The sequence below is a fragment of the Sphaerisporangium fuscum genome (assembly GCF_018531465.1).
GTDB lineage: Bacteria > Actinomycetota > Actinomycetes > Streptosporangiales > Streptosporangiaceae > Sphaerisporangium > Sphaerisporangium fuscum.
Genome location: NZ_JAHDTF010000058.1, coordinates 1 through 11,403 on the forward strand (window position 1 = coordinate 1; position 11,403 = coordinate 11,403).

7 protein-coding genes and 1 pseudogene are annotated in these 11,403 nt (G+C 66.9%); 2 read left to right on the forward strand and 6 right to left on the reverse strand.

Features of this window, described 5'->3' with window-relative positions; all coding sequences use genetic code 11:
- Window positions 1-238 precede the first annotated feature (238 nt).
- Together KIK05_RS44710 and KIK05_RS44715 are read right to left on the reverse strand one after the other, a co-directional pair.
- Window positions 239-736, reverse strand: a complete 498-nt coding sequence (locus KIK05_RS44710) for a S1 family peptidase (RefSeq protein WP_308250415.1) — start codon at window positions 734-736, stop codon at window positions 239-241.
- Window positions 640-1,170: a trypsin-like serine protease gene (locus KIK05_RS44715; RefSeq protein ID WP_250564514.1), complete on the reverse strand. Its 531-nt coding sequence runs from the start codon at window positions 1,168-1,170 to the stop codon at window positions 640-642. Before KIK05_RS44715 ends, KIK05_RS44710 begins: the two co-directional genes overlap by 97 nt.
- 134 nt (window positions 1,171-1,304) lie before the next feature.
- Here KIK05_RS44715 and KIK05_RS44720 point away from each other — a divergent pair, with 134 nt between their 5' ends.
- Both KIK05_RS44720 and KIK05_RS44725 read left to right on the forward strand, forming a co-directional pair.
- Window positions 1,305-1,922 (forward strand): TetR/AcrR family transcriptional regulator, encoded by a 618-nt coding sequence (locus KIK05_RS44720; RefSeq protein ID WP_214417022.1) that lies wholly within the window; start codon window positions 1,305-1,307, stop codon window positions 1,920-1,922.
- Between the two features lie 109 nt (window positions 1,923-2,031).
- Window positions 2,032-2,163, forward strand: a pseudogene (locus tag KIK05_RS44725) (helix-turn-helix domain-containing protein); the annotation flags it as partial.
- Window positions 2,164-2,922: 759 nt separating this feature from the next.
- Here KIK05_RS44725 and KIK05_RS44730 read toward each other — a convergent pair.
- The 4 genes from KIK05_RS44730 to KIK05_RS44745 all read right to left on the reverse strand — a co-directional run bounded on the left by KIK05_RS44730 (window position 2,923) and on the right by KIK05_RS44745 (window position 11,318).
- Window positions 2,923-4,410: a sigma-70 family RNA polymerase sigma factor gene (locus KIK05_RS44730; protein WP_214417023.1), complete on the reverse strand. Its 1,488-nt coding sequence runs from the start codon at window positions 4,408-4,410 to the stop codon at window positions 2,923-2,925.
- 12 nt (window positions 4,411-4,422) lie between these two features.
- A complete protein-coding gene (locus tag KIK05_RS44735) occupies window positions 4,423-6,183 on the reverse strand; it encodes an RICIN domain-containing protein (RefSeq protein ID WP_214417024.1) in 1,761 nt (586 codons plus the stop codon).
- Between the two features lie 409 nt (window positions 6,184-6,592).
- Entirely contained in the window at window positions 6,593-8,254 is a 1,662-nt protein-coding gene (locus KIK05_RS44740; protein WP_214417025.1) for a CAP domain-containing protein, read from the reverse strand.
- A gap of 943 nt (window positions 8,255-9,197) precedes the next feature.
- On the reverse strand, window positions 9,198-11,318 hold the full coding sequence (locus KIK05_RS44745) for a ThuA domain-containing protein (RefSeq protein ID WP_214417026.1): 2,121 nt from the start codon (window positions 11,316-11,318) through the stop codon (window positions 9,198-9,200).
- Window positions 11,319-11,403: the final 85 nt, after the last annotated feature.

Here is an 11,403-nt window from a genome sequence, read left to right on the forward strand (position 1 = left end):
CGGGCGCGCGCCCGGCGGCCTGCCGGACCCGGGCATGCGGCTCGTCGGCCGGTCCCGGGCCGGCGCCACCCGGCGCGCTCCCGCCGACGGACCGAGGCCGCCGTCCTCACCCCAGACGATTGCCGAAAGGCCCGACGCTCGGGTAGCTGCGATGAGCCCCAAAGTAGCTGGGTAACTACGGTTACGTTCGCAGTCGATCGCTCGGAGGAGGGCAGGGCCGCTGCCCCCCACGCGGTGGCTACATCGCCGTCAGTTCTGCCGCGGCTTCGGGGTCGTGCTTGGTGATGGTCTTGATGATCCAGGGCTTGTAATGGGTCACGTCGGTCCAGATGCCCAGGCCGGGGCCGCTCTTGGGGTTGGTGCCGCAGATGCCGCTGCCGTCCTTGCGCACGTTCAGGTCGTCGCCGTCGCGGGAGGTCGCTCCGATGAGTTCCCACCTGCCGGCGATCTTGCGGATCTGCGGGCCGCCGGAGTCGCCGCCGCACGACATGGCCGCCCGGCCCTGGCGTTGGCCGGTGCAGAGCTCGCTGGCGTGGTCGATCATCGTGCAGCGCTTGTCCGGCACCAGGACGGTGTCGAGTTCTCGCAGCCAGCGGGGCATGTTCTTCTCGCAGCTGGGCTTGTGGGGGTCGTCGCAGGTCATGCCCCAGCCGATGACGCGGGTCGGCGTTGAGGCCGGGCCGGCGTGGTCGGCGATGCGGATCGGGGCGAGATCAACGTTCCGCTCCAGCTGCACCAGGGCGATGTCGTTCTTGAGCGGCCGCTTAGGCCCTTGCTCATGTCGGGCAGCTTGAAGCCGGGATGCACCACCAGGCGCTTGTATCCGACGAGCGTTCCGCCCTTGAGACGGTCGGGTGAGCCGATTCTGGCCTTGGTCTTGCCGGGGACCACCAGGCCGGCGCAGTGGGCGGCGGTGACGATCCAGTTCGCCGCGATCAGGGAGCCGCCGCAGTGGCTGGGCAGCCCCTTCTTACGCAGGTAGGCCATGAAGGGATAGGCCTCGGTGGCCGGGCGCCCGCCGATGATGGCCGCCCCGGCGGTGGCGGCGGGCACAGTCGCGGCGGTGGCGGTGGCGGTGGCGGCGGTGGCGGTGGCGGTGGCGGTGGCGGTCAGGGTGAGTCCGATCGTGGTCAGGGAGGCGAAGACGGCGGAGCGCATGCCGATGGCCATGGACACCGGTCTCCTTTTCATGTTGGGGGCGCGGCTGGGGACACACCCAGAAGTTCCGTAATTTCATTACGGTTGTAATGACACTACAGTGTGCGTCGTAGGAGTGCGCAACCCGGGAGAGGGAGATCACCACGATGCGGCTGAGCCGAGCCGAGGCACGCGAGCGCAGCAGGCGGGCGCTGATCGAAGCGGCCGCCGAGGAGATCAGCGACCGGGGCTATGCCGCGGCCCGGCTTGAGGACATCGCCTCACGCGCCGAGGTGACCACCGGGTCCATCTACTCGATCTTCGGGAGCAAGCTCAACCTGATCGCCGCCGCGATGGCCCATCTCGCCCACGATCTGTACGCGGAGATGGTGCCCGTGATCAGCCCCGGCGAGGACCCCACCATCGAGGAGGTGCTGCGCTCGTGCGCCCGCCGGTTCCAGCAATGCGCCTCCACCCCACAAGCCCAGCGCTACCTGCACCTGGAGCTGGAGCTGGCCTCCCTCGCCCTCACCGACAAGGAGACCTTCGCCCAAGCAGACCTGCCCCAGGACCTGGCCCTCACCATCGCCACGCTTCTAACCGGCCGTCGGCTGGCCGACGACAGCCACGACCGCACCACCCCGGCACAGGGAGCCGACCTGGCCCCAGCCGTACACGCGCTGCTGCTCGGCCTCTTCCAGGCCCGCATCCTGAACGCCGAGGACATGAGCCCCGAATACTACGAGCGGGCCGCCGTCGCACTCCTCGGCATGCTGCACACTTGAACGATGTCCAGCCAGCGGTCCTCGCTTGATGCTTGACACCTTGATCGTCTTCTGACCTTTCTCGTGGCGTTGTCCGCGTTTCGGGGAGGCCGGGATGGCGCTGGTGAAATTGAGTGTCGTGGAGCAGCGATATCACGTGGTGATGGAGGTTTTGGCGGGCGCACCGGTCACCGAGGTCGCAGGCCGCTATGGCGTGTCGCGGCAGTCAGTGAATACCTGGATGCGCCGGTATCGGCCCTCCACTCGGGTCCGTGCGATGAGCCCCAAAGTAGCGAGTCGCCGCCGGTCAGAGCCTTGATCAAACTCGGGCCCCTCGCCCCCGGGAACCCAGTCCCCGCACCCTACCGGCCGGTAGGTCAGGGCTATCGTCCCGTTCTGTCATGGTTCCAGCGTCACGCATAGCACTTTGCGGCTGGTGACGCGGACCCGAGCGGAGGGCCCGAAACCTCGGCCATCAGCCCACCAGGCCCCGGTAGAGCCAGCCGCCACCTCGCCGGCGTCACCATCGGCTCCCTGATGCTCTGGCTCCGCCACGCCGAATTGTCAGACACGCCCTAAGCCGTTCAGCCACATCGCCGAGCACATGGGTGCGGCACGCACCGTCGATGGGGACACGCTGTCGCAGCTGTACCGCTCCATCGCTAAGCAGGAGAGACAAGGCCGAGGAGCACGAGAGCAATGATCAGGCGCTCTCGCCGAGGGCGGTCAGCGGGGCCGAGTGGGCATGGAAGGGACAGGTCGGCCCGTGGCAGGGCCGCGCGGTCAGGCGACGATAGAGCCTCCAGAGAACGACCGCGGACAACAGGTACGTAGGCGCTCGATGAGAACCTTGACTGTTCCCATCGCGTCCAGCGCCACGCACCGCCGCCGCCACGGGACGGCGAGCATGCTCCGACCACCAGCGAGCGCTTCACGCTGGGTGGTGGAGTGGGTGGCTTGATCGGCCGTGAACTCGCTTCGCAGTGCTCGCACTTGACAATCGATCGGAAGTTGAGGCGTGTCAGTGAGGGGTGGGTGTGAGGGTGATGCGTTGATCGGCTGAGCCGGTGTAAGGGCCGTAGAGGATGAACGTGGTCGGCGGGCGTTTGCCGGCGAATTCTTTACCGATCGACAGTGCCATGCCGGTGGGGTTGTTGATCAGGCGGGGCACTCCGTCGGAGAAGCCGGGTGTGCTCCATCGTTGGGTGGAGGCGCTGCTGCAGGAAGTGAGCCTGACCGTTCTCATGCCGCCGCCGTTGAAGGCGGCGCTGTCGTATTTCTCGCCGGCCGACAGGCAGCGGCCGGTGATGACGTTGACGAGCTGGAAGCTGTCGGCCTGGCCCCTGATGTGCCAGGCCGTCCGCGGATCCGCGCAGGGGAGCGGCTCAATCGAGCCACCTGCTGCTGCAATGCATCGGCTCGCGTATTTGATCCGTGCTCCCGCGACGGGCTTCGCCGTCGGGGTCGCGGCACGTTTGAGAGTGGGCTTCGGGGTCCGTTTGGGAGTGGGTCTCCAGGTCCGCTTGGCGGTGGGTTTCGGCGTGTGTTCGCGTGATGGGAGGGGGCTCGGGGCGGGGGCGGTATACGCCGTTGTTGCTGGGGGCGGGGAATCGTCCGGCAGGGTGAGGACGATCGCGAAGGCGGCGCAAACCATCGCCAGCGTCGCCGGGATCGCCCAGCCCGGCATCCGGGCGAGGGCATCCTTCCACACGGTGATCTTCGCGGGGGTCGCCCAGCCCGAAGCCCCGGCGAAGGCTCCATGCGACGCGGTGGCCTTTGCCGTGGCGAGCGGTAGCAACGCGATGGGTAGTCCGGCTCGGAGTGTGGTGTTGAGGTCGCGTAGTTGGTCGTAGGCGCGTGCGCAGTTGGGGCAGGTGTCCAGGTGGGCGCGGAGTGCTCGGGGCATGCGGGCGCCTGGTTTGCGGACGGCTGTTGCCAGCCGGTCGGCGTTCTGCTGGCAGTCGGGTGAGCGGGTGGCGACGTGCGCGGCGAGGTAGGCCTTGCGTAGTCCTTCGCGTGCGCGGAAGGCCAGCACGGCGACGTTGCCTGGGGTGATGCCGAGGATTTCGGCGACCTGGTCGGGGGTTTCGTCCTCGATCAGGGTGTGCCACAGTACGGTCTGCCAGCGCGGTGGTAGCGAGCGGTAGGCGCGCACGATGAGTTCGTCGGGCGGTTGGGGTTCGGCGACCGACAGGTCGGGGTATTCCTCCTCGCTGAATTCGGCGGTGAGGAGCATGCGCTGGTCGTGTCGTGCCCATTCGGTCGCGGTGTTGCGTGCGACGGCGTACAGGTAGGGGCGCCAGGCGCCGGACGGACCGCCCGCTCCGATGCGGACGGTCCGTAGGGTTCGGGCGAACGCCTCGCCGGCCAGGTCCTCCGCGGTCTGGGGGTCCTGGCACAGGCGCCGGGCGAAGGCGAGGACGGCCGGGTGGTGCCGCTTGTAGAGCTCTGCGACGGCGCGGTTGTCACCGGCCCTGACCCTTCGGGTCAGTTCCGCGTCCTCGATCATTGGCCTTCCAAATCAGGTGATCGTGAATCTAAGGGTCTTGTCCGTACGCGGCGCCCCGGCATAGACAGGGATCTTCTTGACAGGGTCACCGGCGTAGACGACGACCTGCTGATAGCCTCGCGCCAGCCGCCCACGTGAGGCCGCCGACGGAGCACTCTTCAGTGTCACGGTGCCGTCCGACTGGGATTCGAGCTCCCAGAGCTGTCCCTTGCCCTGTCGGCTGCACCTGGCGAGAACGACCGAGTATCCTTCACGCCCGCTGGGTCCGATGGAGTAAACGCCGCTGCTGACCGGCCCGAGCGAGGATCCGCCGCGCCTGGCCGGCCCGAGCGCCATGCATCGTCCGTTCAGCTGCAATCGCACTGTCTGACCAGAGACCGGCACGATCCGCCACCGCGCAGTGCACGACCCCAGCCGGACCACTCCGCGGGCACCGGTCAGGCACGAGCCGTACACGCTCTTGATCTGAGCGTCCCGCGGTGCGGGTGAGGTCGGCGAGGTTGGCTCCGATGTCTGCTGACCCTTGACCGATTCGGCCACGAAAGCGCTCCCGCCGCCGCGTACCAGCGGAGCCGCGTCATTCGTCTGCTGCCCCTCAACGGCCAGCGCTGCCTGCGACATGCCACCGGTCCGGTTGATGAAGTTGGTGTGGACGGCGTCCTCCTGCGGCAGCCATTGCTGCGACGCTTCCCCTGTCTTGCAGGGCGAGGTGACGACCGGAGCGGTCTTCTGGTCCGGTGTGGTGGACATCGTCAGGCACTTGCCGGTCCCGAGGTTGCGGATCGTCAGATAGCCGTCACCGTCGATGCTCCGCCGCCAAATCTGAGTCCTACCGCTGGAGCACTCACGCCGCACCACCTCCTGGCCGCTGCCGTCGACGCACTTGTCGCTCTTCTCCACACGCAGCCGGAAATCCAGCTCGGGGCTGGGTTGGTCGGTGATCAGGTACGGGCTGAACGCGACGTTCCTGTTCTTCGCCAGTGGTTCCGGCCGCGGTTGCGACTGAGGCGTCGGCTCGAAGTAGCGGAAGTCGTCGGTCCGGCACGAGTCGAGGTGATAGTTCGACGCTGCGTCGCGTGTGCATTCGGGCCTCTTCCCCCAGTTACGGCACAGCGGGTCGTTGCCGTTCGGGCCACCTCCGCCAGCCTGGTTACAGTGCGAGAGGCCGAAGGTGTGCAGCATTTCGTGGGTGAGCCCGGCCTCCCCCCAGCACCATCGAGGCAGGATGACGCCACCATTGCTGATCCCGGCGTCGGCCCCGCCGCCGGTGCAGGAGTTGGTGATGTCGTTGTCTCTTACGAAATACAGCGGCTTCACCCGCTTGGTCGGCCAGAGTTCACGTACCCGCTCCGGCTGACTGGCAAGGTTCTCCTTGAGCGCTTGATCCATCTCGGCCCGGTTGCGGCCCTTGGTGAAGGGCAGCTTCGCCACCACAGGACGGCACTGATCGTCCTGCAGGATCCTGAGCCGCCGGGACACCCCGAAGCGGTGGGCGCTCATGTCGAAGGTCTGATCGGTCTGCCACATCGCCCGCAGGACTTCGTCGATCTCGGAATCGGAGGCGTCCTGGCCGGGCTGATAGACATAGATCGGCAGCACCCAGCCCTTGTCAGGGGAGTCCTTCGCGTCGCAGGCGAACCCGGGCGCGCCTGCCGTAGTCGGTGCCTGCGCCGCCGCGTCGGCCACGCGCGGTGCCGCCAAGTCCAGTCCGGTCAGCATCGCGGTCACCGCTAACAAGAGGGAGAACAGGCCTCTCGGTATGACCTTGCTCATTCAAGCTCCTTTGCTAATTCGTGAGAAGTCGGTCAACGGCCGTGGATCACGTGAGTTCTCAGATCTTTTGAACTGCCGTCCCGGATGGTGTCACCGGCAGTTGGGTCGCCAGGGCGAGGTCCCCCTCCTGGGGGCTCTCCGCATCGCCTCGCTCGCCTGTCGTCGAGCTGGTCGCTCAGCGCGCACAACCCGGCGGGCCAGGCCGCCGCTCTGGCTGCGGGTGCTCGTCGCGCTTGCGTCTCCTCGTACCGCGCGACCTTCCTGCGACCCGCACGGGGGAGCGGGCCGCAGGAAGGAGACAGTGGGTGGGAGGTAGAGCCCGGCGTCGCCTGATGCGAGGGGGCTCAGTGCGACATTCGGTTCTGGTCACCATCAAGAGGAGACGAACCGCCTGCATGCGGCGGCAGGATTACTTCGCGGCGAAGTCCTGGGTCCAGTAGTTCGTGCCTTTGGAGTTCTTGGCCAGGCCGACACCTATGAGGGTGTAGCCGCAGTTCATGATGTTGGCGCGGTGGCCGGAGCTGTTCATCCAGCTATGGACCACGTCGGCGGCGCTGGTCTGGCCGGCGGCGATGTTCTCCGCCCAGCCGTGTCCTCCGGTGAACCCGGACGCGTTGATGCGGTCCATGAAGCTGCGTCCGTCCTTGGACGCGTGGCTGAAGTAACTGTTCTTGGCCATGTCGTCGGAGTGGCCGAAGGCGGCGGCGCGCAGCTGCGGGTCGTGCTTGAGCGGCTTGCAGCCGCCCTTCTCCCGCTCGGCGTTGGTCAGGCGGACGACCTCGTTCTCCTCCGCCGTACCGACCGTTCCGGATGGCGGCGGTGTCGTGCCGGTGGGGGACGGCTTGGTGGGGCTTGGTGAGGATGTCGTCGGGCTGGGAGATGGCTTGGTGGGGCTCGGCGTCGGGCTCGATGGCTTTGGATTCTTGGGCAGTATGCTGCCGGACCAGACGTTGGCGGCCGTGGCGTAGACGCGGTAGGTCTCTCCATCGAAGAACGGCGAGCCGATGTGATCGTAGCGGCTGTTGCCGTCCGCGTCGATGAAGGTCGAGGTCACACCGTTGACGTAGCCCAGGCGGGTGGTGTTGTTGTACTTGAGCAGCCAGGGGGCTCCGTCGAAGCCTTGGGTGAGTGCGCCCTTGAGAGCGATCTGTCCTTCGATTTTCAGGGCGGAGTCGACCACGGTCTCGCTGGTCGTGCCGTACACCCACTTCTGGGTGAGGCCGTTGTAGGGCTTGTCACCGTCGGGGTGCTCGCCGGCCGGATAGCCGAACGCGTAGACCTTATTGCCCGGCGTGATGTTGTAGGCCAGGCCCTGACCGCCGACGGCGTCGCCCAGACGACCGGCGTCCTCCAGGACGGCGTAGTAGTACTCGCCGTCGTAGGTCCACTTCGGTCCAGGGTAGGCGTCGTACTGGGCCTTGCTGTACTTGCCGACCAGCTTGACGTTGAGGCCGTTGTAGACCGAGACGAAGGCGTAGTCGCGGTCGAAGTCCTCATAGACGTCGAAGTCGTAATGGGTGAAGGCCTGCTTGGCGGCGTACACGCCGAACGGAGCTCTGCCCTGGTAATAGCCGGGGACGAAGACCCAGCGATTCAGGACGTGGGCGTTGTCGTCGGTGTCGTAAGCGCAGTGGCCGGCGGTGGCGACCAGGTTGCGGTACTTGGACTGCACCGAGGTGGCTGAACACCAGTACGGCTTGCCGTCACGCAGGAAGAACACCTTGCCCACAGTCTTGGACAGGTTGACGTTCCTGGGCTTGGCGGCCTTCGACTTCTCGCCGCCGATCGGGGGAATGACCCCCGGCTTGCCATCGCCCGCGAGGGCACCCTGGGTGTTCAGGCGAGCGGTGCGGGTGTCGACCTTGCGGTCCGGGTGGTACTCCACAGCGTCCTTCAACGCCTTGCCGTTGCTCGCCAGCCAGAACGAGACGACGTCCAAGGCGTTCTTGCCGGCCACCGGTTCTCCGGACGCGGTGGTTCCACCGGGAGCGGCCTGAGCCGGGGCGACGAGTGCCGAGGCCAGGAGGCTGCCGGCGGCCAGGACGCCAGCGGCAGCGAAAATGCGCTTCAAAACGAACTCCTTGGGTTTTGCGGGACGCCTCTCCTGTCCCACAGGTCAGCGAAGGGGTCGCCGGAAACATACGTCCCTACCGTTAACTATCGCAAGTCATTCATCCCATGCTTTGATTGCAGGAACGCTCCAAAAGAGCTGCAAAAAGCCGCAAAAGGCATTAATCATCAAGTCGTCCGACTAATTGGTCGGATGACTTGGCTTGCGCATCGTCTCGTGTAGGAGCCTTACCTCCTCATCGCGTGATAGGGCGCAGGTCTGTGGGGATGTCGGGGGAGTGGATGCGTCAGCTGTGGCTCGCTGCCATGGCTCCGGTACGTTTCACCGTCATGCAGGTGAAGCCGGCAACCTGCGCCAACCGATCTGTCCGGGGTCTGGAGCACGCGAGGTCCCGCCGCTACTTACATCAGTGAGAACAAGAGCCGCTGTCATCTTTTTCATCGAGAATCCTTCCCTTCACCAGGAAGGAGCCCGATCGTGCCTGTGGATTACGCGATTTCGGAAGCTTTTGAGTCGGGGAACTCGCCTCACGACCTGGATGCCGTCGCCGACGGCCGTCCATGAGTCGCGGTGAGCGTACGGGGGCGGTGGCCCGCAGGACCATCCGGCGCCGGCGTTACCTACAACGGCCCGGGAGACGAGGAAGTCGGCGGTCTCGATGGACCATGCCGTCACCGGCTCGTTCCGCGCCAGGCTCCCGAAGGCCGGGAGGTCCCAGCCGGAAGCTCGTCCGATCCTGCGGGACAGAGATCGATGAACGCGGAGGAGGTCAAGGAGCAGAGCTGTCCTGGGAAGAGGTACATCGGGACTCCCGACAGGACATGAAGAGAACAATGACGGCGGCAAACCGCGAGGCTTCCGTAGAGCCCTCGCCTCGAACGGGCGCCCGTAATGGGTACGGGCGCCCGGATTATCGGTCAGGTGTGCCGGTCCGGCCTGCCGGTCAGGGCAGGGTCCACTTCTGGTTGGGTGTGTTGTGGCAGGGCCACAGGATGACCGGGGAGTTGTCGGCGGGGTTGGCGCCGCTCACGTCGAGGCATTTGCCGGACTGGGGGTTCTTGAGTGTTCCGTCGGTCTGGGCCTGCCAGTTCTGGGCGCCGGTGTTGTTGCAGGTGTAGATCTGGATCTTGGTTCCGTCGGTGGTGGCGCCGCCGGCGACGTCGAGGCATTTGCCCAGCGCCTTGAGCTGCTGGCCTGACACGGTCCAGGTTTGGGCAGAGGTGTTGTTGCAGGTGTAGAGCTGGACCTGGGTGCCGTCGGCCGCGTTGCCGCCGGCCACGTCGAGGCATTTGCCCGCGAGTCCCTTCACCGGGCCCACCCGGGTGGGCGGGGTGCCGGTTTTGACGAAGGTGAAGTCGTCGACGTCGAAGAGGCCGGTGCCGGTGCCGGTGTAGGTGAGGTAGACATCCGCGGTGCCGGCCGGGACGCCGGTGAGCGGGGTGCTCACGGTGGCGAAAGTGTCCCAGCCGCCGGTGTTCGGCACGTTGACGGTGCCCAGCACGGTTCCGGTAGGTGAGCCGGTGCGGATCTGGATCTGGCCGCCGGGGCCGCCGGAGACGACGCGGGCGCGGAAGGAGGTGGCGCCGCCGACGTTGAGGCCGGCGTAGCCGGACCAGTCGCCCGGGTCGATGTAGCCGAGCGTCCGGCCGTTGTTCGCGCCGGCCTTGGTGAACGGCTGGGCGCCGCTGACGGAGCTGTAGGACTCGGCCTGCGTGGTCACGTCGCTGGTGGCCGTGGTGTCTTTGATGCGGATGTCGCGGAAGGCGACCTGGTCGCCGTCGCCGTGGTTCTGGATGCCGATGTAGCCGTCGAGGTTGCGGTTGGGGTCGGTGCTGGTGAAGTCGTTGATCTTCACGCCGTTGAGGAGGACCTGGATCCGCTGGCCCTCGACGAGGATCTCGAAGGTGTTCCACTCGCCGGGCGGGTTGAGCGCGGCGTCGCGCGCGGCGATGTCGGCGGCCTTGAAGCCGTAGATCGCTCCTGTGGTGCGGTCGGGTGTGTCGGTGGCGTCGATCTGGATCTCGTACCCCTGGTCGACCGCGATGTTCGGGTCGTTGCCGGGATTGGGGAATCCGATGAAGATGCCGGAGTTGCCGTCCCCGGTGATCCGGAAGTCGGCTTTGAGGGAGTAGGAGGTGTATTGCTGGGCGTTGTACCAGTACAGCCCCATGCCGCCCACCGAGGAGAGCGTCGCGTCGCTGTTGGTGAAGCCGCCAGGCCCCGCCTGCGCCCAGCCTGTGGTGGACCCGTTGTACAGGGTGGTGTAGCCGGTCTCGGGACGGCAGTCGGCCTTGGCCAGGCCGGCGGCGTAGCGGATGCCGCCGGCGAGCGTGCGGCGGAAGTCCGGCTCGTCGTAGCTCTCCTGGGTGTGGCCGAAGCCGGTGTACCAGGAGCGTCCTGAGCCGATCGTCTTGCACCAGGTGATCGGGTGGTCGCCGCCCATGTCGCCGCCGCCCGGCGAGTAGCTCGACTCGTCCAGCGTGGCCAGGACGTGCGCGGTGGAGCGGGGGTTGGTGCGGTAGCCGTACCACTCGTCGGTGCGTGTCCAGGGGGTGGACGCCAGGTGCGAGGTGGACGGGTTCGCCCGGTCGGCGAGGTCGACCTTGGCCGTCTGGATCGCGGGATGCCCCTTGAACCAGGCCCCGACCAGATCGCCGTAGAACGGCCAGTAGTACTCGGTGTCCGCCGCGGCGTGGATGCCGGCGTAACCACCGCCGCCGCGGATGTAGTTCTCGAACGCCGTCCGCTGGCCGGCGTCCAGGACGTGGGAGTCGGGATTGTTCGGGTCCGTCGTCGTCAGGGCGAAGACGACGGCCTTGTAGCCGGCCAGGTTCTGCGGGGTGAAGACCGATGGGTCCTCGGTGGCGTCCACGGTGAACCCGTTGGCCGCGCCGAGATCCTTGATCGTCTGTACCGCCTTCGGGATGGAGTCGTGCCGGAAGCCCGCCGTCTTGGAGAAGACCAGAACCTTGTAGGACGGGTCGGCCGAGGCCGGAGCGGAGGCGTAGAGCATGGAGGCGGCGAGGGTGATGGTGGCGCCCAGGCCCGCGAGGATTCTTCGCATGATCCCTCTCTTGGAAGGGCGGGCGCCCGTTTGGGGGGGTACGGGCGCCCGGGCTTTCGGTCAGGTCTGCCGTTCGGGTGTACCG

Coding starts and splice junctions, on each gene's coding strand:
- KIK05_RS44715 (WP_250564514.1), bottom strand. CDS start 1,170: ATGGCCATCGGCATGCGCTCCGCCGTCTTCGCCTCCCTGACCACGATC.
- KIK05_RS44720 (WP_214417022.1), top strand. CDS start 1,305: ATGCGGCTGAGCCGAGCCGAGGCACGCGAGCGCAGCAGGCGGGCGCTG.
- KIK05_RS44730 (WP_214417023.1), bottom strand. CDS start 4,410: ATGATCGAGGACGCGGAACTGACCCGAAGGGTCAGGGCCGGTGACAAC.
- KIK05_RS44735 (WP_214417024.1), bottom strand. CDS start 6,183: ATGAGCAAGGTCATACCGAGAGGCCTGTTCTCCCTCTTGTTAGCGGTG.
- KIK05_RS44745 (WP_214417026.1), bottom strand. CDS start 11,318: ATGCGAAGAATCCTCGCGGGCCTGGGCGCCACCATCACCCTCGCCGCC.